The 23,400-nt window shown below is 40.9% G+C and carries 21 protein-coding genes; 8 read left to right on the top strand and 13 right to left on the bottom strand.

Going from position 1 to position 23,400, the window contains the following annotated elements; all coding sequences use genetic code 11:
* Nucleotides 1-514: 514 nt before the first annotated feature.
* Complete coding sequence (locus FRE64_RS05720; RefSeq protein ID WP_146295068.1) at nucleotides 515-1,849, bottom strand: histidine phosphatase family protein; 1,335 nt, start codon at nucleotides 1,847-1,849, stop codon at nucleotides 515-517.
* 120 nt (nucleotides 1,850-1,969) lie between these two features.
* Between FRE64_RS05720 and FRE64_RS05715 the strand changes: the two genes are divergently transcribed.
* Nucleotides 1,970-3,526 (top strand): CPBP family intramembrane glutamic endopeptidase, encoded by a 1,557-nt coding sequence (locus FRE64_RS05715; RefSeq protein WP_146295067.1) that lies wholly within the window; start codon nucleotides 1,970-1,972, stop codon nucleotides 3,524-3,526.
* On the opposite strand, the gene FRE64_RS05710 is transcribed toward FRE64_RS05715, so the two are convergent.
* From FRE64_RS05710 to FRE64_RS05700, 3 genes are all read right to left on the bottom strand, one after another.
* Nucleotides 3,523-4,923 (bottom strand): sodium/glutamate symporter, encoded by a 1,401-nt coding sequence (locus FRE64_RS05710; RefSeq protein ID WP_146295066.1) that lies wholly within the window; start codon nucleotides 4,921-4,923, stop codon nucleotides 3,523-3,525. The two genes, FRE64_RS05715 and FRE64_RS05710, sit on opposite strands and share 4 nt — an antisense overlap.
* Nucleotides 4,924-5,044: 121 nt before the next feature.
* Nucleotides 5,045-6,547: a bifunctional aminoglycoside phosphotransferase/ATP-binding protein gene (locus FRE64_RS05705; protein WP_146295065.1), complete on the bottom strand. Its 1,503-nt coding sequence runs from the start codon at nucleotides 6,545-6,547 to the stop codon at nucleotides 5,045-5,047.
* Nucleotides 6,548-6,612: 65 nt separating this feature from the next.
* Entirely contained in the window at nucleotides 6,613-7,605 is a 993-nt protein-coding gene (locus FRE64_RS05700) for an adenosine kinase (protein WP_146295064.1), read from the bottom strand.
* Nucleotides 7,606-7,754: 149 nt separating this feature from the next.
* Here FRE64_RS05700 and rppA point away from each other — a divergent pair, with 149 nt between their 5' ends.
* Both rppA and FRE64_RS05690 read left to right on the top strand, forming a co-directional pair.
* The gene (gene rppA, locus FRE64_RS05695; protein WP_146297290.1) at nucleotides 7,755-8,435 is read left to right on the top strand and encodes a two-component system response regulator RppA; all 681 of its coding nucleotides are present in this window, start codon (nucleotides 7,755-7,757) and stop codon (nucleotides 8,433-8,435) included.
* A gap of 99 nt (nucleotides 8,436-8,534) precedes the next feature.
* Nucleotides 8,535-8,834, top strand: a complete 300-nt coding sequence (locus FRE64_RS05690; RefSeq protein ID WP_146295063.1) for a hypothetical protein — start codon at nucleotides 8,535-8,537, stop codon at nucleotides 8,832-8,834.
* Here the strand turns inward: FRE64_RS05690 and FRE64_RS05685 are convergent.
* Both FRE64_RS05685 and FRE64_RS05680 read right to left on the bottom strand, forming a co-directional pair.
* Nucleotides 8,831-9,376, bottom strand: a complete 546-nt coding sequence (locus tag FRE64_RS05685; RefSeq protein WP_146295062.1) for an SRPBCC family protein — start codon at nucleotides 9,374-9,376, stop codon at nucleotides 8,831-8,833. The two genes, FRE64_RS05690 and FRE64_RS05685, sit on opposite strands and share 4 nt — an antisense overlap.
* 11 nt (nucleotides 9,377-9,387) lie before the next feature.
* Entirely contained in the window at nucleotides 9,388-11,238 is a 1,851-nt protein-coding gene (locus FRE64_RS05680; RefSeq protein ID WP_146295061.1) for a GAF domain-containing sensor histidine kinase, read from the bottom strand.
* 588 nt (nucleotides 11,239-11,826) lie between these two features.
* Here FRE64_RS05680 and leuB point away from each other — a divergent pair.
* Both leuB and FRE64_RS05670 read left to right on the top strand, forming a co-directional pair.
* Nucleotides 11,827-12,900: a 3-isopropylmalate dehydrogenase gene (leuB, locus tag FRE64_RS05675; RefSeq protein ID WP_146295060.1), complete on the top strand. Its 1,074-nt coding sequence runs from the start codon at nucleotides 11,827-11,829 to the stop codon at nucleotides 12,898-12,900.
* A 298-nt stretch (nucleotides 12,901-13,198) separates the two neighbouring features.
* Complete coding sequence (locus tag FRE64_RS05670; protein ID WP_146295059.1) at nucleotides 13,199-13,537, top strand: P-II family nitrogen regulator; 339 nt, start codon at nucleotides 13,199-13,201, stop codon at nucleotides 13,535-13,537.
* Between the two features lie 6 nt (nucleotides 13,538-13,543).
* Here FRE64_RS05670 and rdgB read toward each other — a convergent pair whose 3' ends face one another.
* Nucleotides 13,544-14,149: an RdgB/HAM1 family non-canonical purine NTP pyrophosphatase gene (gene rdgB / locus FRE64_RS05665; protein WP_146295058.1), complete on the bottom strand. Its 606-nt coding sequence runs from the start codon at nucleotides 14,147-14,149 to the stop codon at nucleotides 13,544-13,546.
* Nucleotides 14,150-14,239: 90 nt separating this feature from the next.
* Between rdgB and FRE64_RS05660 the strand changes: the two genes are divergently transcribed.
* Nucleotides 14,240-14,473, top strand: coding sequence for a hypothetical protein (locus FRE64_RS05660; RefSeq protein ID WP_146295057.1), 234 nt, complete (start codon nucleotides 14,240-14,242; stop codon nucleotides 14,471-14,473).
* A gap of 18 nt (nucleotides 14,474-14,491) precedes the next feature.
* Entirely contained in the window at nucleotides 14,492-14,965 is a 474-nt protein-coding gene (locus FRE64_RS05655) for a Tic20 family protein (RefSeq protein ID WP_146295056.1), read from the top strand.
* A gap of 10 nt (nucleotides 14,966-14,975) precedes the next feature.
* Here FRE64_RS05655 and FRE64_RS05650 read toward each other — a convergent pair whose 3' ends face one another.
* The 5 genes from FRE64_RS05650 to FRE64_RS05630 all read right to left on the bottom strand — a co-directional run bounded on the left by FRE64_RS05650 (nucleotide 14,976) and on the right by FRE64_RS05630 (nucleotide 21,324).
* A complete protein-coding gene (locus FRE64_RS05650) occupies nucleotides 14,976-15,764 on the bottom strand; it encodes a fumarylacetoacetate hydrolase family protein (RefSeq protein WP_146295055.1) in 789 nt (262 codons plus the stop codon).
* A 91-nt stretch (nucleotides 15,765-15,855) separates the two neighbouring features.
* Nucleotides 15,856-18,300, bottom strand: coding sequence for a DNA topoisomerase (ATP-hydrolyzing) subunit B (gyrB, locus tag FRE64_RS05645; RefSeq protein ID WP_146295054.1), 2,445 nt, complete (start codon nucleotides 18,298-18,300; stop codon nucleotides 15,856-15,858).
* Nucleotides 18,301-18,593: 293 nt separating this feature from the next.
* A complete protein-coding gene (locus FRE64_RS05640) occupies nucleotides 18,594-18,872 on the bottom strand; it encodes a GlsB/YeaQ/YmgE family stress response membrane protein (protein WP_146295053.1) in 279 nt (92 codons plus the stop codon).
* A 3-nt stretch (nucleotides 18,873-18,875) separates the two neighbouring features.
* Complete coding sequence (thiO, locus tag FRE64_RS18075; RefSeq protein ID WP_146295052.1) at nucleotides 18,876-20,858, bottom strand: glycine oxidase ThiO; 1,983 nt, start codon at nucleotides 20,856-20,858, stop codon at nucleotides 18,876-18,878.
* Nucleotides 20,859-20,886: 28 nt separating this feature from the next.
* The gene (locus FRE64_RS05630) at nucleotides 20,887-21,324 is read right to left on the bottom strand and encodes a DUF4079 domain-containing protein (RefSeq protein ID WP_146295051.1); all 438 of its coding nucleotides are present in this window, start codon (nucleotides 21,322-21,324) and stop codon (nucleotides 20,887-20,889) included.
* A 193-nt stretch (nucleotides 21,325-21,517) separates the two neighbouring features.
* Here FRE64_RS05630 and FRE64_RS05625 point away from each other — a divergent pair, with 193 nt between their 5' ends.
* The gene (locus FRE64_RS05625) at nucleotides 21,518-22,291 is read left to right on the top strand and encodes an acyl-CoA desaturase (RefSeq protein ID WP_222597866.1); all 774 of its coding nucleotides are present in this window, start codon (nucleotides 21,518-21,520) and stop codon (nucleotides 22,289-22,291) included.
* A 29-nt stretch (nucleotides 22,292-22,320) separates the two neighbouring features.
* Here FRE64_RS05625 and cofG read toward each other — a convergent pair whose 3' ends face one another.
* Complete coding sequence (gene cofG, locus FRE64_RS05620) at nucleotides 22,321-23,262, bottom strand: 7,8-didemethyl-8-hydroxy-5-deazariboflavin synthase subunit CofG (RefSeq protein ID WP_146295049.1); 942 nt, start codon at nucleotides 23,260-23,262, stop codon at nucleotides 22,321-22,323.
* Between the last annotated feature and the right edge of the window lie 138 nt (nucleotides 23,263-23,400).

Here is a 23,400-nt window from a genome sequence, read left to right as displayed (position 1 = left end):
TCAAACTTGCGTAAACTTATTCTTAAGTTCCTATTAGTAATCTCTAACGCGATAACAAATGTCTGAAAAAAATCTCCTTTAGTTTACGCTGTTACTATTTATTCCCATTTCGATCATTAGTTTTTAGTTACCGTGGAATAGCGTAACGATTTTGATTACTGCTAGTTTAGCAATTATTTTTTCTCCTTGCCTTGATTCGCAAAGTAACCTTCAGACATGACCGTTATTATAAGTTTCACTATAAGGGAGTCTTAATTAATAAATGCAAAACTTGGGAATACTACTAACTTTATTTTAACTCCGATTTCTCTAAAAAGTGAGTTAATTAGTGTTTTGAAAATTATACAAAATTGAAAATTAGTAAATCAATTCTGGGTAACTTCCCTGTAGTTATTGAGATTGCTATTTTTTGAAGTAAATTACGCTATAAACAAGTGAGAGAGTGAGTGGATAATAAGTGAGTTTTAAATAAGTAACTGGATGAACATCGCGTTCACCCTTAATTTTCAATTACTTATAAGGCACCAGCTGCAGTTTGATCAAAAATTCCTGTTGCGAGATGACTGGTAATATTAATCGCTTGTAATACTGGTGCGCCATCTTTGCCCTCTGGATAATCAATGACACTCACTGCTCCATTTCCTTGTTTCACATTCCAAAAATTACTGGGAGATAACCCTAATAATGCACAGAGAATAACTTTATTAATCGCATCATGAGCAACCACAATGCCTGTTTTCATTCCTTCGGTATTTTTTCCTTTTTCTGCAACAATTTCTTCCCAAGCCGCGATCGCGCGATCCCAGACTTGCTGTAAATTTTCCCCTTCAGGCATTTGCACAACTTCTGGGGTTTCTTGCCATTGTTTTAATAGTTCAGGATATTCCTGTTCAATTTCTGGCTTTAATTTTCCTTCCCAATTACCATGACTAATTTCTAATAATTTTTCTTTTAGTTCTAACTCAATTTCTGAGTGATGAGATAAAATTAACTCGGCAGTTTCTTTAGGGCGTAACATGGGGCTAGAAACGGCAAAGTCAAGTTGGGTTTCTTTCAAGAAATCAGCAGCTTTGCGTCCTTGTTCTTTCCCATTTTCATTGAGAGGGATATCCATTTTCCCTTGAAAGCGAGATTCCTTATTCCAGTCAGTTTCTCCATGACGCACTAATAGTAAACGAATCCCTTTATTTTTTCGAGGAGAAGGTAATTTAACCCCTAAATGAGCCGTTTGATTAAGAGATTCTAATTCCACAGGATCTCCCCAACCCCCTTGGAAGTTAAGGACATTAATGCCACAATTGGATTGTTGAATCGAGTGATAAAGGGCTGGTGGAACACCGATCGCGCTACTAATTAAACAACGATTAATGCCATTATGAGCAACAATTGCAATGGTTTCCCCATCATGTTGAGAAATTACGCTTTTCCAAAATTCCTGTGCCTGTTCGTAAAGAGATAAAACAGGATAATGTTTTTGCCCATTCACTACCATATAAAATTCATGAGGGCGGGTTTTCCAGCAGCGATAATCTTCTGGAAAATGATTGATGATCTCATCTTTTTTCTTTTCTTCCCATAACGGGAGATCAACCTCTTGTAATAACTCAGCAACTTGTAAAGCAGGAGAAACGTCAAAACAATTGCGGATAATTTCTGCTGATTCTTTTGCTCTTTGTAGAGGGCTAGAATAAATTGTCTTGATCTCAAGTTGGCGCAAGGTACTCCCAACTTTTTCCGCCTGAGCGCGACCTTGCTCTGTTAAAACAGACTTGTCACAACGCCCTTGAATCATCTGTTCTAAATTATAGCTACTTTGTCCGTGACGGATAATAATTACCTTAGTTGCCACAGTTTCTCCTCCAAATCGGTAAACGAGGTTATTGTACTACGACACTTGTGCCTATTGGTGGTTAAGTGCATCTCAGTTACAATCGGTTTAGATATAACTTTGCCAATAATTCTAGACCTTATGACCCTAAAACGCTTTCTTTTACTTCTGTTAACGCTGTTTGCGGTGGGAAAAATTATCCTTTCTCTGGGCAGTAGTCTCTCACAACCACAAATTCAAGCACGATTAGAACTGTATCAAGTTAATTTATCCTTACAGGCAACAACGTTAGAAGCGGTAGAAGAAGACAGTCAAATTTCTTCTGAAACCCTATTGGGGGAAAATCCCTATGCAGATGCCCAAAAGAAGTATGAGGAAAGTTTAGAGTTAGCAAAGAGTCGTCGCCGTGATATCCAAACCCAACTCGAAGGGTTATCTGCTGATGCGACAGTTGGCAATGGGGTTAATTTAGCCCAAGTTCCTGATGTTTCTCCAGAAGAACAACAGCTACAAGGAACAATTCAAGAGTTAAATGGTTTTATTGGCGAATTAGAACTCAAAATCGGCATTTTAGAGTTAAAACAGAACAATACTGAGACAGCGTTAGCAACCTGGCAAGGGTTACAGGAAGAATTTTCTCAAGAAACAGGATTTGCCAATATTTCTCGTGCTGCTAGTGTCTTAGCAGGGTTATGGGAAACACCCCCGCAAGTGAGTGAGAATGCGGAAACAACAATTCAAGATCAACTTGATGGTTGGTTTGAGTATGAAGGGTTACATCGCTTATATGAGGTGCAAGGAGATGAAGCAGCCTTAGCGTCTTTAGAAACTGCCCAACAGGAAAAAGCCCAGCAAGCGTTATTTAATTTAGCCATTGTAACGGGTTTACCGCTAATTGGGGGATTAATTGGGTTTGGGTTATTGCTTTTCTTACTTACACAATGGGCAATTAAAGGAAAAGAGTCTATTCTCGCGACAAATCAAAATACAACTTGGGATACGCCTTGGGATTGGGAAATTACTTGGCAAGTTTTAGTAGTGGGATTTTTCTTTGTTGGTCAAATTTTACTCCCGTTACTGATTGCTGCCTCTGGTATTAATCCTGGAATCTGGGATATTCAGGGAAAAGCCTTATATGTGTTAGTGACCTACATTTTGATGACAGTAGGAGGGTTAACGGTACTTTATTTTTCCATTCGCAAGTATTTTCCCCTTCCAGAAGGTTGGTTTCAGATTAAGGGGAATAATTGGCTAGTGTGGGGGATTGGTGGCTATTTAGTAGCAATTCCCTTAGTAGTGATTGTATCAATTATTAATCAGGAAATTTGGCAAGGACAAGGGGGCAGTAATCCGTTATTATTTTTAGCGGTACAAGCCCAAGATAAAGTGGCGTTATTGATCTTTTTTATCACAGCAGCGATCGCGGCTCCTATTTTTGAAGAGATTATCTTCCGTGGGTTTTTACTGCCCTCTCTGACAAAATATATTCCACTGTGGGCGGCAATTGGTTTAAGTAGTTTACTCTTTTCTGTAGCCCATTTGAGCTTATCAGAGGTGTTACCCTTACTGGTATTGGGATTAGTGTTGGGAGTTGTTTATACGCGATCGCGCAATATTCTCGCTTCCATTCTTGTTCACAGTCTTTGGAATAGTGGAACTTTACTCAGTTTATATATTTTAGGCAGTAGTGTTAATTAAACCTTAAAGTTAACCCAACCAAAAACAATCCAAAAGACTAACAGACTGGCAGTTAAAGTTAATACTGGAATTGGCCCCAATTGAAACACGAGAATGGGGGCAGCTGCTGTAAAAAAGCCACCGCCAACAATGGGTTCAAATAACAGTTGTTTATAGGCAAAACTTTCTAAAGCCCCAGTTTTATTGTCAGGATCAACCATTTGTAATAACAATAGCCCAGTTGCGGTAACGCCCATTGATTGTCCCATGTCTCCAATCCCTCGTTGAAACCAGTAAGAAGGCAATAGACGTGGCGCAAAGAATAGAAAAGCGGCAATATTCCAAGTAATACCAGTAATAGCGAGAATTAAAAATGGGATAAAATTAGTTCCGAGAACAGTTAAAGAAATAGACGCGATCGCGCTAAAAATAACGGCATCTAACGAAACCCCTGCAATATTTTTCTGTAAGGGTCGTAAAATTAAATGATCAATCCCTAACTTTTTCATAGTAATCTGGACAATTAGCCCCCCAATCAGTGCCATAGGAAATAGGGGAACATAATTCATAATTTCAATTTCAATCTTTGCCCAAGTTAACGCTTCTAACTCTTGTAAGGCTTTCAAAATTAGCCAACCTAACGTAACCGCGATCGCGACAATTCCTAAATTAATAGATAAGGGATCCAGTAAAACGTGCTTATTAAAATCTTCATATTCGGTTTGAACAGTTTCAGAACTATTTGTTGACTCTTGAAAAGATAAATTATTTTCAGTTTCGGAAACAATATGTCCTTTTTTACGTCCCCAATTAATTAAAATTGTCCCTGTGACTACACCAGCAATTAAACCGACAGTTGCTAATCCCAAAGCTAGCTCACTTCCTTCCTCAAAGCCAAAAGTATCTAACACTTCGGCCATCCCTGCAGCAGTGCCATGCCCTCCTTCAAAACCAATTTCAATTAAAGCCCCAGCAATAGGATTAATATCAAATAATGGAGTTAAAATTAAAATGGTAACGGTTAACCCAACAACATATTGCCCCCAAGCTAAAATTTGAGCAAAAGCAACTTGGGGAGCAATTTTTCGCCACACCTCTTTCGGACTAGGGATAGTTTCACCGAGAAATAAAGTAGCAAAAACTAAATTAATAAAAATACTCGGGGCTTGTGCCCAAACTGTTGTTACATCTTGGGGAAAGATACCTTGATTGGCGAGAAAGTTATCAGGAGGAACGAGATGTCCTAACCCTTCTTTTCCTAATAAGAGAGCCACCGCCCCTGCTAAAATTGACTCAGGGAGATAGAGTTGCTTAAAAAGATCAATCTTTTCTTTCAGGAAGCGTCCTAATAATAAAAACAGTCCCAAAATAATAAACGCCGCAAAAACATCGACTAATTCTAATCCTGTTGTATTCAATTGATCCGTATCCTTCCTAATTTTTTCTGCAATAATCTTATAACAGATTTCCCAATGGTGAAAATATTGGGGAGAACCTATAATTCAAACTCCCGTTTGTCGTTACAATGGGATAGCTAGTTTAAGCATGGGTGTTAATAGTTCTCACATACGCCTGTTCTTTTTCGGTAAAGGGTTCGGCGTTGGCTTGTTGTTCAGCTAGTAAGTTAGGAGTTGCATCAGAAATATCTCCTGTGCGTTGAGAAACGCGATCGCGCAATACTTCCATGGGGGCATAACAATGGATAATCTCTAAAGGGATATTATCACTCTCTGCTTCAGTTATCACTGCTTCTCTTAACCCTTGCCGATCATATTTGGCATCTAAAATCACTTTCCAACCCTGAGACGCTAACAGAATCCCAATTTCCAATAATCTCTCATAAGTCTTTTCTGTCATTTCTGGGCGATAAATCGTCTCATCCCCAGAGGCTTCAAGATCAATTCCTGCTAGATGTTTTCGCACTGCATCGGAACGTAAATGAATCGCATTTTCTTGTTTAGCCATCTCTCTAGCAACGGTACTCTTTCCTGATCCTGATAACCCTGACATCATCCAGAAACGCCCTTGTTGCGGTTGAGTATAGTACCAAGCGAGATCATAGTATTGGCTTGCTTTTGCCTTAGCTTTCTCTTTTACTTCCTCAGTGACATTAGAATCATCGAGCATCAAAGAATTAACTTTGGCTCGCACATAGGCTTGTCGGCTTAGATACAGAGGTAAAACCTGCACGCCTTCCCAGTCCCCTGTATATTCTAGATAGTGATTCAAAAAGATATTCCCTAGATCCGCACGTTTCCTAAATTCTAAATCCATGACGGTAAACGCCACATCATACATCACATCCACAAAGCGGAAGGGTTCATTAAATTCAATGCGATCAAATAATTGGATTTTATCTTGCCAGTAACAGATATTTTTGAGGTGTAAGTCACCATGACATTCTCGAATCGAGTGATTGGTTTGTCGTTGTTTGAGTAAGGCATAATTTTCTTGAAAAAAGCGATCTGTAAAGGCTTTAGTTGCTTTAAACTTCGTTTCCTCTTGCGTTAAGCCAATATATTTTTCTGTCTGCTGATAATTCTCATTAATTGCTGCTTCAATGGTCTCGGGTTTTCCAAATTCCCGAATATAATCATTCGTTTTCGTCTTTTGATGAAATCGAGCAACCTTTTTTCCTAATCGTTCTAATAAAGATTCCGTTAGAGTTCCCGCTTTTTCCATTTCACTTAATAGCGTTGACTGGGGAAATTGACGCATTTTTAAGATGTATTCTACGACTTTCCCGTTGCCATTAAGTGCTAAGGTTTCTTCCTGTTGCGTAATCGTGAGAACGTCTAAATAAATATCAGGCGCGATCGGTTGATTTAATTCTAATTCTTGCTGACAAAAAAAGCGTCTTTTCTCTAAGCTAGAAAAATCCAAAAAGCCTAAATCAAGTGGCTTTTTTAATTTATAAGCATAATCCCCCGTTAAAAAAATATAAGAAATATGGGTTTGTAATACCTCAATAGGAGATTGAACAGGATGAGGATAAAATTCAGGATTTTTTAACTCTTCAATGAGGGAATTATGACTAACCATAATCTAATTTGCTATAAAGCTACAGCAACAAGGCTGGGGGCAAACCCAACCTTAATACAAGGAATTTAAGCCTTAACCTCAGCCAAAACTTCTTTTGCTTCTTGTGGCTCTAAACGAGGACCATAACTAGTAACCAAACGCGCCGAGGCAGCAGAAGCTAATTTACCAGCATGAGCATGACTCATTCCGTGAGTAAGACCATAAAGGAATGCACCAGCAAACATATCGCCAGCACCCACAGTATCTACTGCTTTTACTGGTTTAGGTTCTACTTCAATCAGGCTACTTCCATCATACACTAAAGCCCCTTTTGGTCCCCGAGTAATAACAAAACCTTTACTGAGAGTTTTCAGGTAATCACAGGCTTTGGCTAAATCGTCCGTTTCTGCCATAGTGAGGGCTTCACTTTCATTAGAAAAGATTAAATCAATGCCATCACCAATCATTTCGAGGAAGCCTTCTTTGAAGTATTTTGCCATATTCAGGTCAGACAGAGAAAGAGCCACTTTCTTACCAGCATTTTGGGCAATTTCACGCCCTTTAATCGCGGCGGCTTTACTTGTGGGATCAGTGACCAAATATCCTTCAATATACAGATATTCGGAAAGCGCGATCGCGTTTTCGTTTAATTCTTTCTCAGAAAATTGTGCAGAAATCCCTAAATGGGTATTCATAGTGCGATCTGCATCGGGAGTTACAAACACCAAACATTGTCCTGTAATACCAGAATCCCGCTCTTGATTCTGTAAATTAGTATCAATGCCAGCATTAATTAAGTCTTGCACATATGAGTCTCCCATCTCATCATTAGCCACTTTACAGGAATAGAAGCCCTTTCCACCAAACTGACTAATGGCAAACATGGTATTAGCAGCGGAACCCCCACCACTTTTTTTGCCCATGTAACCTTTTAAATCATTAATTAACTGTTGTTGCCGATCTGCTTCAATCAGCGTCATTACTCCTTTATCAATGCCTAACTGTTCTAAGAGATCAGGAGTTACCTTAAATTCAATATCTAACAGGGCGTTTCCCATACCATAGACATCATACGCCATAACACTTAATCTCCTTATCGTTATTAGTTGCAACCTTGCTATCTTATCACTAAGTTTGTTCTTTAGTGAGTCGTTATCGGTTATTTTGGGAAGTAAATCCCCCGCATGATAGGGATAACAGAGAAAAAATTACGTTCGATTCCATTATGATGCAAATATTACTCGTCGATGATGAAACAGAATTAACAACCCCTCTTTCTCGAGTTTTAACGGCTGAGGGATATCAAGTGGATGTAGCAAATAATGGAGTGCAAGGAGAAGAATTAGCCCAAGATAATGGTTATAATTTGCTAATTTTAGATTGGTTAATGCCAGAAAAGTCAGGATTAGAATTATGTCAAAATCTGCGATCGCGCGGTGATAAAACCCCAGTATTATTTTTAACGGCAAAAGATACGGTTGATGATCGCGTACAAGGATTAGATGTGGGCGCAGATGACTATATTGTTAAACCCTTTGAGTTAAGAGAATTTCTAGCGAGAGTGAGAGCCTTATTAAGGCGGTCTGCTGAAGAAAATATCGTTACTTCTTCTCTCAAACTATATGATTTAGAACTTGATATCAATAATCAAATTGCCTATCGTCGAGGAAGAGCGATTGAACTTTCTCAAAGAGAAACCAAACTCTTAAGCTATTTAATGCAGTATCCAGAACAAGTTTTAACCCATCAACAAATTTATCAACATTTATGGGGAGAAGAGAGTCCACCGAGTAGTAATGTTTTAGCAGCCTTAGTGCGTTTATTACGGCGTAAACTTGAAGCGCCTGGAGAAACTAGTTTAATTCATACCGTTTACGGAAAAGGATATCGTTTTATGGAAGAAACATAACTGCACTGATCAATTTCAAGTTCCTGTAAGAAAAGAAGCCAATTCATATAATTGCCTTACAGAAGTACAATAACTAAGGAGCTATATCTATGTCTAATCATGCCTCATTCGTCCGAAGAAGATGATCAGCAATGGGAAACTCGTCTCAAACAAGTAGAGGAAACTCTGCTTAACTTACGGCGACGCTATAGCCAAATTCAGCGCGATCGCGCGAAAAAAGAGGAACTAGAGGCGAAATTACAACGGCTACAATCAGAAATAGAATCCCTAGAATTTGAGCTAGAAAGCCGTTTGGTGAGCTGGAAAGACCTGGCAGAACCTTTTTGGCTAGCCGTGCGCTTTGGGGGGTTAGGGATTATCATTGGTTGGTTTTTAAGGGCTTGGACGGATTCCAATTAGCCCGCTACTCGTTGCCGAATTGCCACTAAATTTAAAGATAAATCTTTACTCAAGCGACGCTCAATCAAACTTACGGGCATGGTACGTGGGGGCCAAACAAAGATACTATAACTCAATTGGGTAGTATTTTGTGCCGCTTCTAATAACCAATAGCCAGAAAACCCCTTAAAATCTCCCTCTACCATCTCAAACTCAATGCGTTCTGGGGGCATTTCTACTAAATCTAATACTACTCGCGCACTAAAATTCATCTTCAAGAGTCGTTGTTTTCCCACTTGTTCTAAACGTACTTTATCCCCGTTTGGATGCTCTAAGCGTTGACTTTTGGCTAAATTGGGAACAAATTCAGGGAGGGATTCATAATCAGTTAATACTTGCCAAACGGTGTCTCTTGGTTGCGCGATCTCAAGTTGGCTAGTAATACGACGTTGCCGTTTCGCCACTTCCTCAATATCAATTTTCACCTCATCTAATTGGGCTTCTAATTCCGGATATTCTGAATTGGTTGGTAACTCATTTTCTTGTTCGGGATTAACTACCATAATTATTTTGATCAAACGTTATTAAGTGATTTTGGAAGCGTAACATAGAATGTTGTCTTCCCAAGTCCATCAGCACTATATTCACTATCCACATCAATAGTGCCATGAAGATGCTCTACTAAAGATTTTACCAATGCTAACCCTAACCCTGTTCCCGGAATCGCTTTTTGTGTAGCACCTTTTCCCCGTCGAAACCGCTCAAATATATAACCCTGTTCTGCTGGAGAGATACCATGACCGATATTGCTGACACTGATCATAATCCAATGATAATCTGATTGTGAAATGACCACTTCAACGGTTGTCTGTTCACTAGAATACTTCCCTGCATTGTTCATTAACTCTGCAAAGACTCGCCTTACACTTTCGAGATCACTATATAGCTGGAGTACCTCCTCTTCTGCTAAATTCGTCTCATCATTGAGAATAAAGCCTAAGTTTTTCCTTTGCCATTTCGTGGTCATTTCTTCTCCAAGTGAGGTTAAAAGCTCTTTGAGATAAATTGATTGTACCTGCAAAGAAAGCCCTTCATTATCGATCTTCTGGAGAGTTAAAAGGTCTTTAATTAAATTATGTTCTCGTTGCCATTCTTGATCTAGTATATTGAGATAGACTCTCTGACGCTCTGGTGACAGTTCAGGTTTTTGTAACATTTGAATTGCCATTTTCATCGTTGCTAAAGGAGTGTTTAGCTCATGGCTAATAGTGGCTAAAAAGTCATCTTTCAGTTGATTTAACTCCTCAAGTTGCTGTACTTGATGACGACTGGTTTCATAAAGTTTTGCCTGTACATCTAAACTTCGCTGTAATTGACTAGTTCGCTCATCTACCAAAGATTGGACTCGTTGTAGGGTTTTATTATGAATAATGGCAGTGCTCGCTTGAGTGCTTACCCAACTTACGATTTCCTGTTCTTCTTGTTGCCACTTTCGTATTGTTTGATTTTGCAAAAGTAGCAATCCTAGCACCATTTGCGAGTCAGGGTTACCGCGACTGGTTCCCATTAAAGGAGTAATCAGCCAACTTGGCATTGAATAAGGCATTTTTAAGCAAGAGGGCTCTGTGGATTGATTTGACAGAGAAATTAAGCTTAATGGAGTAGGAGCTTGTTGCCACGCTTGAAGAAAATTTGCACTTTCTGTTAGTGGAAATGAAGTTAATTCGGTTTCTAATTCTGAGGTTTGCGCCCATTGAGTTAATCCTTGAACTGTAATATCAGGATTGCTAAACTGACGACGACTGCTAAAGGTTGGCTCGCTGTAGCGTAGCATAAATACTACTCCACGGGTAACATTAAGGGCTTGGGCTGTGTCCGCGATCGCGCTTTGTAAAATTGTTTCTAAATCTTGGGAATTATGAATTACCTCAATTACTTGTTGTTGCAGTCGCTTGTAACGTTCATTTTTCTGGGTTTGATACTGTAGTTTTGCTGTTTTGATTGCTAGACAGAAGGGAGTTGCTAAAGTTTCCTCTAATTGGTGATTCCAGCCAAGGTTCCATTTACTACCAAGAATTAACCATCCTTGAGAATCCACAGCTGAGATAGGACAAATTTCCCAGTAAGGTAAATCAAAATTTTCCTGTAGATAAGCTAAAACGCTTCGTTTTTTTTCAGGTTCTGAACTGGAATTACTCAATAAAATGATTTTTATAGATTCTTCTAAGCTCGCTAACTGGGAACTATCAAGCAAATTAAGGGTGTCATAGCTAACATTGGGAAAGTTCTCCAACGGAATCCATAACCCTACTTGTATTTGTAAACGTTGGCTAATTATTTCCAGTAGGGTTTGTATAAGTGTGTTTGGGTCTTTGCTGACAAGAGTCAGTTCATTAATCTCTTGTCGAATCAAGTTAAGTTCCACAATCTACATCTGGATAATTTGAACATATGGGAATTCAATGCCTTGCCAAATATAAATTTCGCCACCACTGCCACTGGTTACCTTCTGTTTATAACGATATAGTTTTTAAGTTGTATTAAATTTCAAAACTCTAGTTGCATATCACTCCGCCCAATCTTCACGCTGTGCTTCAGCTATTCTATTCAGGGGGGAAGGTGGGATAAGTAAACATTTAGGTATTTCATTTTTTAGTGGCTTATGGTTAGGGTTATCTTGCTTAGTGACGTTTTTTCTCTAGTTTTGTTACACTAGATCAAGTCTAGAAAGTTGTTTAGATCAAAACATTAAATCAATGATAACATAAATTCATTATCTCAAACACTTTATCATTGTGACTCTATTTGAATAAAAATGACTACCAACGAACAAGGGCTAACTGTAACAATATTTTCTTAATCTGGTATTAGGTCTTCATCAACTTCTAAATCGGTGGCTAGTTCGCGATCGCGATTCTTGAGCAGGCTTTTTCTCTCGCATCGAGATCAGGCGCAATAATCTTGTAAGATAGCAGCTTAGTTCTTCCTATAGATACAAGATGAGACTAAAGTTATGACTTATAAAATTACACTTTTACCAGGTGACGGAATTGGCCCCGAAATTATTGGAGTAACTATTCAAATTTTAGAAGCAGTGGGGAAAAAATGTAACCTCAAGTTTCAATTCTCGGAAGCTCTGATGGGAGGAGCCGCGATTGACGAAACAGGAGAGCCGCTCCCACAGGAAACCCTCGAAACTTGTCGTAACAGTGATGCTGTGTTACTCGCGGCGATTGGTGGTTATAAATGGGATAATTTACCCCGTCAGCAACGCCCAGAAACAGGATTATTAGGTTTACGTTCAGGGTTAGGCTTATTTGCTAATTTACGTCCAGCTAAAATTTTTCCTCAACTGATTGGTAGTTCTACCTTAAAACCAGAAATAGTCGAGGGGGTGGATATTATGGTAGTACGCGAGTTAACAGGAGGGGTGTATTTTGGACAGCCAAAAGGAGTATTTGCTACCGAGACAGGAGAACAACGCGGTGTGAATACGATGGCTTATAGTGATCACGAAATTGATCGGATTGCTAAAGTGGCTTTTGAAATTGCTCAGAAACGGAACAAACGATTATGTTCTGTGGATAAAGCCAATGTGTTAGAAGTGTCCCAATTGTGGCGCGATCGCGTAACTGCTCTAGCTACCTCTTACCCAGATATTGAACTGTCTCACCTGTATGTCGATAATGCCGCCATGCAATTGGTTCGCGCTCCTAAACAGTTCGACACGATTGTAACGGGAAATTTATTTGGTGATATCCTTTCAGATGCAGCAGCTATGCTAACAGGAAGCATTGGTATGTTGCCCTCAGCAAGTATGGGAGAAGGAAAACCTGCAGTTTTTGAACCTGTACATGGATCAGCACCTGACATTGCTGGACAAGATAAAGCGAACCCTTTAGCGCAAGTATTAAGTGCAGCGATGATGCTTCGTTATGGGCTAGACGAACCCACTGCAGCAGACTTAATGGAACAGGCGGTCTTTCAGGTGTTAGATCAAGGTTATCGCACTGGCGATATTATGTCAGAGGGGATGACATTCGTGGGTTGCCAAGAAATGGGAGAGGCTTTACTAAATGCATTGTAAAGCAAGAATTCCCTTATGGCTTGTACTAACTGCTTGAAATGTCTTAATCTCTGTTAAAGATAATTGCTAATTCCCCCATCAATCTTGCTGAGAAGCGATAATTGTAGCAAAGTGTAGTCAAAGTAACAAAAAAAACGTTACGGATAATGATAGATAGGACTAGTTAAGGATGACCTTCTTAATCACAGGAGGATTTTAATCTGATACTAGTTCAATTCCTTATCTGTTATCGTACTTTAACAGTTATTAATTACAACTCACACTGTTGTTTTGAAATCCAAACTAAGGAGATATCACTTTGAAAAAAGTAGAAGCAATTATTCGGCCATTTAAGCTGGATGAAGTCAAAATTGCCCTTGTTAACGCTGGGGTTGTGGGAATGACGGTTTCGGAAGTTCGTGGCTTTGGTCGCCAAAAAGGGCAAACTGAACGCTATCGTGGCTCTGAATATACCGTTGAGTTCCTACAAAAGCTCAAAATCGAAATTGTCATCGAAGAAGATCAGGTGGAAACTGTTGTTGATAAAATTATCAATGCGGCTCGCACCGGTGAAATTGGTGATGGCAAGATATTTGTTTCTCCTGTGGATGAAATTGTTCGTATTCGCACAGGGGAAAAGAACTTAGACGCGGTTTAAGTGATGTTAGGGGGTGGGGTTACCTGCTCCCTCTTTGTCAGCAATTGTTAAAATTTCTGGAAAAAGAGCAGCAAAGGCTTGACCGCGATGGCTTAATTTTTTCTTAAGCTCAGCATCCATTTCGGCAAAAGTTTTTTGCACACTGGGAACATAGAAGATAGGATCATAGCCAAATCCATTGTTTCCGCGAGGGGTAGTAAGGATTTCTCCTTCACAGATTCCTTCTTTCTCTAAGGCAATTTTGCCATCTGGAAGCGCGATCGCGCAGGCACAGACAAATTTGGCTTTCCGATTACTACTATCTCCTAATTCTCGCAAAACGCGGGCGATCCGTTCTTCATCAGTATCCGCATATCTAGCCGAATAAATCCCAGGTGCGCCATTGAGGGCTTCCACGGCTAAACCAGAATCATCAGCGATCGCGCAGTTTTTGGTCGCCTTTGCCACAGTTTTTGCTTTTAAGCGAGCATTTTCCATAAAGGTAGTTCCCGTTTCTTCTACCTCCAAGTCTGGGGGCTTGAGAGCTAATTCCCAGCTGTTTAGGGAGGCAAGATAGTTCTGCATTTCAGCGAGTTTGCCAGGGTTACTGGTGGCAACAATTAATGTTCTCATCTGTTTTGTGTCTTCTAGAATGGAAGTATCACCCGATTAACTATACAGAGTTAATTTTCTCGTCTTGGGGAGATTTTGGGAGGAAAAGTTATGTTAGTCGTCTTATTAGAAGAGCAAATTCTATCACCAAAGCAAGTTTGTCAAAATTGCTTATTAGCGGATCATAGCGGACTTCCCCGCTGGCGAAAAGGACACCTTGGTTGTGGACGTGCTTTAAGATACTTAAATAACCAACAACCGGAACTCTATGAATGTCAAATGGGGTTTCGATTGGCTAACCTCCAATCCCCAAGCCAAGACACTGTAACACTAAAATCACAATAAGATCAAGGACTTAATAATATGGCTGGACGTGGAAACACCGAAATCCAAAACCGATTTTTTGCCGCTTTGCCTTACATTTTACCGCTAGTTTATGTCGTGCCATTTGGGGCCTTTTTATTTAGACAATTTCCAATTATTAGCATCATCTATCTTCCTTTACAACCAGTGCTAGCTATTTATCGGTTTCCTTTTGCGGGGCTGATTGTTTTCTTTGTTTTAATTTTAGCAGTGGTGAGAAATGAAAATATTCCTCACTTTATTCGCTTTAATACGATGCAGGCAATTCTCATTGATATTTTATTAATTTTAATTCGCTTTGCCACTCAAATTCTAAACCTTGGAGGCGGAGGAGGATTATTAATACAAACCCTCTTTAATACTATTTTTATTGGCACTTTAGCCATAGTTGTTTATGGAATTGTCCAATCAGCACGGGGCATTTATGCGGAAATTCCTGCTATCTCTGAGGCAGTTCATGGACAAGTTCGCTAGTGAAAAAAAACTATTTTTTAGGGAAATCTGAGTTAATGAGATGATTTTCTAATGAGCCAATGCCTTCTATTTCGATCCGAACGCGATCGCTGATTTGCATTGGCCCAATTCCTTGTGGGGTTCCGGTTAAAATTACGTCCCCCGGCGCTAAGGTCATAATTTCAGAAATGTAGGATAGCAACATTTCTACAGAAAAGACCATCTCATTTAAAAACGCCGCTTGCCTCGGTTCAGTTTCTTCGTTGACAAACGTTTGTAACTTGGCAGCTGTATTTAAATCTCTTACAATCCAAGGGCCTAAAGGGCAAAAACTATCAAAGCCTTTTGCCCGTGTCCATTGACCATCTTTTTTTTGTAAATCGCGGGCGGTGACATCATTAGCAATGGTATAGCCCCAAATGCGGCTTCTTGCCTGTTCTGGGGGACATTGATGGGTTCTTTCTCCAATGACTAGGGCTAATTCTCCCTCGTAGTCAACCCGTTGGCTAACTGGGGGATAATAAATGGGCTTTTGATGGGCAGTAACGGCAGTAGGGGGTTTGAGAAAAATTAAAGGTTCTTGGGGAACTTCTCCCCCCATTTCTGTCGCGTGTTGTTGATAATTTTTTCCCACTGCTATCACCTTTGTCGGCGCACAAGGGGAAAGGAGTTGATAAGTTTCTGGTTCGAGTTTTAAGTCCGTGGGTTGCCCCCCTATCCAAGCTGGGGCATCCAAGACTTGCACGCTGCGATCAAGCTGTAATAGCCCGTAATAGGTTTGTGCTTGCGTCGTTTTTACTCGGACGTAACGTTGTACCATAACTCAGCAACGGACATTGGTCAATTTGTTAAGAATTAACCAATAACCGATAAAAATCAAAAAGTGTACTCTGTTAATTGTACATTTCGATTTAAATGTCTAACTCCGTGAGGTTCAGTTTTGGCCCTTCCGTTTCGATAAACTCCCGACGAGGGGCAACGCGATCGCCCATTAAGATACTAAATATTTTATCTGCTTCCGCTGCATCTTCAATTTGGACGCGTTTTAGGGTTCGAGTTTCTGGATTCATCGTCGTTTCCCACAGTTGTAAGGGCATCATTTCTCCTAACCCCTTAAACCGTTGCAGGGTGTAATTGGCATTACTTGGGAACTCTCGCACTAAATTTTCCATTTCGCGATCGCTGTAACAGTAGTAATGCTGTTTTCCCCGTTCTACTTTATACAAAGGCGGACAAGCAATATAGACATACCCTTGTTCAATTAACGCCCGTTGATAACGGTAGAAGAAGGTTAAAAGCAAGGTTCTGATGTGCGCTCCATCAACATCAGCGTCAGTCATGATCACTGAGCGATGGTAACGCAGTTGAGAAACATCAAATTCTTCCCCTTTTACCCCTAACCCTAAGGCGGTAATCAAAGATTGGATTTCGTTATTTTTATAAATTTTGCTATCGTCGGTTTTCTCAATATTGAGGATTTTCCCCCGTAGCGGCAGAATGGCTTGAAAGCGTCTGTCTCGTCCTTGTTTAGCACTGTTATGAACAAAAACGCCACTGGCTAAGGCAAAGTTATGAGTATGGGGAACTTCAATATCATAGACATCTCTGGTTTCTTGTAGTGTTTCTATGGCGATGACATGAGGATGTGTATCGAGGACGGCGGTTGTTCTTTTTTGAGTTTCCCCTTTAGTCAGGACAGTTGATTGCAAAGTTAAGACATTTTTTGCCACGGGATTAGGAAAACTCTTTTGCTGAGAACTCATTAACGCATCATCAGCCGTTAGTTTGGCTGCGGCTTTATAACTGCCATCCCGTAACATGAAGGGATGATCTGGAGTGCAAATGATGGTTTCCCCATTATCTAATGTCACCTTAATGACTTTCGCATTGACCTTGGTTCTGCGAGCATTAATAATTTTCTCTAGCGCGATCGCGCCATCTTTACGAATGGTATAACAGAAGTTTTGTTTTCCTGCTGCCTCTTCAGCCACCAGTTGCTTAAAACTTAAACTGCGTCCATCAGCAAGGGCAACTTTAGTATCTCCATCAAAACAGCCTCCAGCGCTGTCACCTTCCACAATGAAGATTTCTGACTCAGCAGGATCACGGGAACTACAATCAGCGAGTTTACCGGGTAGGGGAGATGATTCTAAAACTGACTTGCGGCGGACTAATTCTCTTGCCCGTCGGGCGGCTTCGGCAGCTTTGAAGGCTTGCACCGCTTTTTCTAAAATAGCATCGGCAACACTAGGATTGAAATCTAGATACTCAGTGAGGGTTTCGCTAACTAAAGAATCAACAATTCCTCTTACTTCAGTATTGCCTAACTTGGTCTTGGTTTGTCCTTCAAATTCGGGCTCGGGAACTTTGACAGAAATAACCGCGGTTAACCCTTCTCGGATATTTTCCCCTGCAAGGTTAGCGTCATTTTCTTTTAATTTATTCCGCTTACGGGCAATACTATTCATTGTCCGCGTTAAGACGGTTTTTAAGCCTTCTAAGTGCGTTCCGCCATCAACGGTGCGGATATTATTAGCAAAGCCTAAAATCGTATCGCTATAGGCATCAATGCACCACTGAAAGGCAACTTCAACTTGGACTCCTTCTTTTTCTCCTTCTACATAAATAATGTCTTTGTGGAGGGGTTGTTTTTCTCCTACCATGTAGGCAACATATTCTTTAATTCCCCCTTCATAACAATAGGTTTCACTGCGTGGCTGTTCGGAGTTACGATGATCAGCAAAAGTAATTTTTACCCCAGCGTTAAGGTAGGCAAGTTCTCTTAATCGCCCAGCAAGGGTGTTATAGTCAAACTCAATGCTTTCTGTAAAGATTTCCTGATCAGGAAGAAAGCTGATTAAAGTTCCTGTCTCTGGACTGGGATCAGATTCACTTTGCAGTTCACTAACAGCAATTCCCCGTTCGTAGCGTTGTTTATAAGCGGTTTGTTCCCGTCTAACGGTGACTTCTACCCACTCAGAAAGGGCATTAACCACAGAAACCCCAACGCCGTGTAACCCTCCTGAAACTTTATAGCCACCACCACCAAATTTACCACCAGCGTGGAGAACGGTCATTACGGTTTCTAGTGCCGATTTTCCTGTGCGGGAATGCTTTTCCACAGGGATGCCACGCCCATTATCAGCAACAGTTACTGAACCATCTGCGTTAAGATCAATTTCAATGTGGGTACAATAACCAGCTAATGCTTCATCAATGGAGTTGTCCACGACTTCATAAACAAGATGATGTAGTCCCCTTGGGCCGGTGGAACCAATGTACATCCCAGGGCGTTTGCGGACTGGTTCTAGACCTTCTAGAACTTGTATCTGTTCAGCACCGTAACTATTTGTCATGGAACATCTCCGATTTTTAAGCGATAAGGCGTTTTAATTGCACGTTAGGGCAAAATCTTCGGAAATTGTAACATAAAAGGGTTAGTGAGTGCTTAAAGCTAGTTTCAATTAATTTTTTATTTCGGGTAGAGGGCTAAATCACTGACAAGGCTGATCATAAGTTCTAAACACGGAACATATAGTCGTTCCAATTCAGTTCCCTAGTGCAGCCATCTTGGCTACTACTAGGGAGCAAGATGCTCCCACTACTTTTAGGTTGCTGTTTTTTATTTGGAATCACTATAATAAGATTTTCATCGACTTGGCTTGGTTAATAAGCCCCAAATAAAGATAATCGCGATCGCGCCTAGAATAGCCATAAGAAGACTCGGAATTACCTCAGCAAAGGTTAAATTACGAAGGTCTGCTGTTCTAGTATCAAACAACTCTCGTCCAACCCAGCCACCAAGTTGTGCTCCCAGAATCCCTAACAAAATTGTTCCTAAGACACCTGTTTTTTGTTCGCCGGGATATATGGCTTTGGCGATTGTCCCAGCAATGAGTCCGAGAATTGCCCAAATAATAATACCCATAGTTTACGATTGGTTATGACTGGTTCCGACTAATCCTGTGGTGGGAGAACTGGCACTGGCATACTGTTTAATAGGGATGCGCCCAGCAAGATAGGCAAGTCGTCCTGATTCGGTGGCTAATCCCATTGCCCGTGCCATGGCTACAGGATTTTTTGCAAGCGCGATCGCGCTATTAATTAATAAAGCATCGGCTCCCAACTCCATCGCATAAGCAGCTTCACTGGGGCTACCAATCCCTGCATCAACCACCACAGGAACATTTGCTTCTTCAATAATAATCCGAACATTGGCTTCTGTTTTAATCCCTTGTCCTGATCCAATGGGCGCTCCTAAAGGCATCACTGTAGAACAGCCCACTTCTTCTAAGCGTTTGGCTAGTACAGGATCAGCATTAATATAGGGTAACACGGCAAATCCTTCTTTTATCAACTTCTCAGCCGCCTCTAACGTCCCAATGGGATCAGGGAGTAAATGTTTTGGTTCAGGAATCACTTCTAACTTGACAAAATTATTTTCCTCTTGCCCTAATAACTTTGCCATTTCCCGTCCTAATTTCGCGACCCGAATTGCATCCTCTGCCGTTTTACAGCCTGCGGTATTCGGCAACATCCAGATTTTATTCCAATCAATGGCTTCAGCTAACCCCTCATGTCCGGGGGCGTTATTTTGGACACGACGCACGGCAACTGTCACAATTTGACTGCCACTGGCGGCAATACTTTCTTGCATAATTTCGGGAGTCGGATATTTCCCACTTCCTGTGAGTAACCGCGATTGAAATGTTCTACCAGCAATCACTAAGGGGTTATCCTCTGATTGTGAAGCAGTGGGTTGGCTTTCTGTGGGGAAAGAAAGGTGGCTAACTTGTCCGTTTTTGTGACCATTCATAGAATTAGTGGTGAACCATTGACGAGTTTGTTTACTGTGGAAGCGTTGGGGAGAAAAATGAGCTAAGAGGGGATCAGCTTTTTGCTGACAGATTAAGTCCGCAATGAGTTCTGCGGTGATGGGGGCGAGTAAAATGCCATGGCGATGATGTCCTGTGGCTAAAAATAGATTTTCGTAATCAGATTGTCCCAAAATGGGCAATTCATCAGGGGTTGTGGGACGATACCCCCACCATGTTTCCTCAATTGACCAATCCGCTAAATTTGGGTATAAGCGAATCGCGCGATCGCTGAGGGTTTTTATCCCCAAGGGAGTATTTTTATCTGTCCAGCCAACATCTTCGACGGTTGCCCCAACGATTAATCTACCATCTTCACGGGGAATCAGATAAGTATTTGGTCCAAATAAAACCCGTTGTATGGGATAGGGAGACTCTGGCATTCGTAACGACATCATTTGCCCTTTAATTGGGCGCACTGGAAGTGGCAAGAGTTCTTTCACCCATGATCCTGTGGCTAAAACATAGGTGTCTGCTTTGATATCACCAGCAGTGGTTCTTAGCCTGGTAATTTCCCCTTTCTGTTTTTGAATCCCTTTAACCGTAACGCCTTCTCGCAAGGTTACTCCCATTTTTTGGGCAGCGGCGGTAAGTGTTTTCATTAACGCCCGATTATCCACTTGCGCGTCTTCAGGATACCACCAGGCGCCCTTAACTTCTTTACCGAGTCCCGATTGATAAAACGCTAAATCTGATTGTTCTAGCCATGTAGCGGGTTCAACGCTGGGAGAAGTTTGAGTTTCCTTGAGATCATAAACAGGGGCTAAAATGCCACAAGGAACATACCCCGTATCCAATCCCGTCATCTCTTCTAACTCGCTAATCCAATCTGGATAAAATTGGCGCGATCGCAGTGATAAGTCTAATAAGGGACTCGGGGGGATAGCTTCGGCTTGGGGGGCGATCATTCCACCTGCAGCAAAAGCAGCCGCCTCTCCTTGCTGACGACTAACAATTGTGACTTGTTCCCCGCGTTTTCTTAAAGAGAGCGCGATCGCGCTTCCAATAATTCCCCCACCAATTATGACAGTATGACTCATCGTTACCTTTATTAATCCTTTCTTCTTTCTAGTCTAAATACTTTTGCACCACATCCCATCCCGTCCAAGACACATAAGCTAACGCCAAAAATAAAACAGCATTTGTGGTAACGTGAAGCTGTCTCATCCTAGGACGTTTGGCACTAATTTGACTGGCACTTCCTGCTGATAATAATACCAATCCCACCACGGTTAAGCCAGCGATTAAATGCGGAGAATGTCCTAAGTTGCCAAAATGTCCAAGGGTGCCAATAATACCAATGCTTAAAAGCAATAATACCAAAATGACTAAAGTGATTCCCATTATGTAATGGAAGGGACGAAGCCACGGCGGACGTGGTGATTTCTGGCGACGGAAATAGTATAACCCAATGCCAGTTCCTGCTAGAATCCCATAAACAGTCACTGATAAGCCCATTGACCAAGCCGCAATTTTCCAAAGCCACAGAAACGAGGGTAAATCCACAGTAGTTCTCCTAATTAGCATTTATCAACGAGTCAGTTAAAATTGTACTCGTATTATTCTCAGCTCTTTCGCTAAATCAATGAATCAGTTCCCCTTACTTGTCATTTTGTCTTATTTAATTGGTCCAACCTTCATAATTATTAGTCACCTTGGTTCACTACTTCTACTGTTGACAGGGTTATCTTGGGGAGCAATGATTTGGATCATTTTACTATATTGGTTGCGGATGCTAAGTATCACTAGCATTTATCATCGACTGCTTACCCACAAAAGCTATCAAGCCCCCAAGATCATTTTATGGATAGGTTGCATTATAGCAGCATCTGCAGGGCAGATGGGACCGAATTGGTGGAAAGCACACCATTTAGTTCATCATAAATATGTTGAGCAAGATGATGATCCCCATTCTCCTCTTACCCCAGTTCAAGGGATTAAAGGATTTTTGTGGTCTCAAGGAGGTTGGTTATTATCTGCTCGCTTTTTCCCCGAAAAACTTCCCGTTGATGCTGAAAACGATCCTGTCTTGAAACTCATTGATCGATTACATTTTCTTCCTTTAGTCGCACTGGGAGGAATCTCTTATAGTATCGGTGGCTTAGAATATCTTGCGGCTTTTTTTGTTAGTACAACCTTATTGTTTCATGGTGTTCAAACCGTCAACTCTTTTAGTCATCTGTTTGGAAAACAACCCTTTATCACCACTGATTATAGTCAAAATAATACGTTGGTGGCATTTTTAACTTTAGGTGAAGGGTGGCATAATTGTCATCACGCCTTTCCTGCTTCAAGTCGCCATGGCATTACGATTGAGGGGGATAAAGTCGTTTATCTTCCTGATGTCACTTTTCGATTCATCAAATTACTGGAAGCGTTGAAATTAGCATCCAAACTGAAAATCCCAAATGAAAGAACCTTGCTAGCACGGGGAAACACTAATCTCGAAACCTCAAATCAAAACATCTCCTAAATTTGAGCGATGGGAATTGTAACTCAGTGTCAACAAACATTGTTAACTGCCGTTTGCAGTTTTGGGCTTAGCCAATCATAGTATTGAGGATATACAGGAAGACGTGGCTGTAATGTCCATCCCTTTGCTTGTAAAATCGCTTGTAAAGAATCAGGATGCAAATGCGGATAGTCAGGGTTAACCACATCAATTACCCCAATCCCCCCTAAATCAGTGGCTCCTGCTTCAATACAGGTCATTAAAAATTGGGAATCTGAGATTAAATTCGGGGGAATTTGGATGGCAATGTCTTCTGGAAGAATATCACGGGCTTTCGCAATCAGTTTCGGAAAGTCTGGGAGGTAAAATCCGTCTTTTTTCCAGGTTTGTTTACTGCCAAGACGATGGGGTTGTAAAATGACTTCTTGGATATGGTGGTAAGTTTGATGCTGTTGCGCGATCGCGCTGAGACTATCCCACCAATCTTCCTCTGTTTCCCCAATTCCTAATAAGATTCCCGTGGTAAAAGGAATTTTTAACTCTCCTGCCCAAGACAACTGTTGCAGTCGCACCTCTGGCTTCTTACTGGGAGCGTGTTGATGAACCGTTTTTAATAACTCAGGAGTCAATTGTTCTAACATTAACCCCATAGATACATTCACTTCCTTTAGTTGTGCCATTTCTGAATAACTCAGAGGGCCAGCATTCGTATGAGGGAGAAATCCTAACGCTAAAGCCAGTTCACATAACTGATAAATATGGCGAAACCACTTTTGACGGCGAGAGGAATTAGGATGAACCTCTCCAGAAAGAATCAAGATTTCCCATACCCCCTTCCTCTGTAAGGCTAGTAACCGTTTTTTCGCGTCCTCTAAAGTAATCCAAGTATCTTTTCTCGGATCAGTCCGAAAATTACAGTAAGAACAGCGATTAAAACATTCATAAGTAGGAACAAGGGTATAAGCAGGGCTATAGGTGATGAGATAACCCATAAAAATTATAGTTATTTAAGCTCGGTACACTCGAATGAGAACATTGAAGATTGTTCGTAATGTTTTTCCCAATGAAAATATTTTAAGGGTTTCAGCATTGATTTTCTTCTGTTTATGGCAAAATACTAGATCCCCCTA

This window comes from Euhalothece natronophila Z-M001, from assembly GCF_007904085.1.
Lineage (GTDB): Bacteria > Cyanobacteriota > Cyanobacteriia > Cyanobacteriales > Rubidibacteraceae > Halothece > Halothece natronophila.
Note: the sequence above shows the minus strand (reverse complement) of the source record. Positions and strands in the feature narration are given on the sequence as shown.

Coding starts and splice junctions, on each gene's coding strand:
- FRE64_RS05705 (WP_146295065.1), bottom strand. CDS start 6,547: ATGGTTAGTCATAATTCCCTCATTGAAGAGTTAAAAAATCCTGAATTT.
- FRE64_RS05650 (WP_146295055.1), bottom strand. CDS start 15,764: ATGGTACAACGTTACGTCCGAGTAAAAACGACGCAAGCACAAACCTAT.
- FRE64_RS05690 (WP_146295063.1), top strand. CDS start 8,535: ATGCCTCATTCGTCCGAAGAAGATGATCAGCAATGGGAAACTCGTCTC.
- FRE64_RS05655 (WP_146295056.1), top strand. CDS start 14,492: ATGGCTGGACGTGGAAACACCGAAATCCAAAACCGATTTTTTGCCGCT.
- thiO (WP_146295052.1), bottom strand. CDS start 20,858: ATGAGTCATACTGTCATAATTGGTGGGGGAATTATTGGAAGCGCGATC.
- gyrB (WP_146295054.1), bottom strand. CDS start 18,300: ATGACAAATAGTTACGGTGCTGAACAGATACAAGTTCTAGAAGGTCTA.
- cofG (WP_146295049.1), bottom strand. CDS start 23,262: ATGGGTTATCTCATCACCTATAGCCCTGCTTATACCCTTGTTCCTACT.
- FRE64_RS05640 (WP_146295053.1), bottom strand. CDS start 18,872: ATGGGTATTATTATTTGGGCAATTCTCGGACTCATTGCTGGGACAATC.
- FRE64_RS05700 (WP_146295064.1), bottom strand. CDS start 7,605: ATGGCGTATGATGTCTATGGTATGGGAAACGCCCTGTTAGATATTGAA.
- FRE64_RS05625 (WP_222597866.1), top strand. CDS start 21,518: ATGATTTGGATCATTTTACTATATTGGTTGCGGATGCTAAGTATCACT.
- leuB (WP_146295060.1), top strand. CDS start 11,827: ATGACTTATAAAATTACACTTTTACCAGGTGACGGAATTGGCCCCGAA.
- FRE64_RS05685 (WP_146295062.1), bottom strand. CDS start 9,376: ATGGTAGTTAATCCCGAACAAGAAAATGAGTTACCAACCAATTCAGAA.
- rdgB (WP_146295058.1), bottom strand. CDS start 14,149: ATGAGAACATTAATTGTTGCCACCAGTAACCCTGGCAAACTCGCTGAA.
- FRE64_RS05715 (WP_146295067.1), top strand. CDS start 1,970: ATGACCCTAAAACGCTTTCTTTTACTTCTGTTAACGCTGTTTGCGGTG.
- FRE64_RS05660 (WP_146295057.1), top strand. CDS start 14,240: ATGTTAGTCGTCTTATTAGAAGAGCAAATTCTATCACCAAAGCAAGTT.
- rppA (WP_146297290.1), top strand. CDS start 7,755: ATGCAAATATTACTCGTCGATGATGAAACAGAATTAACAACCCCTCTT.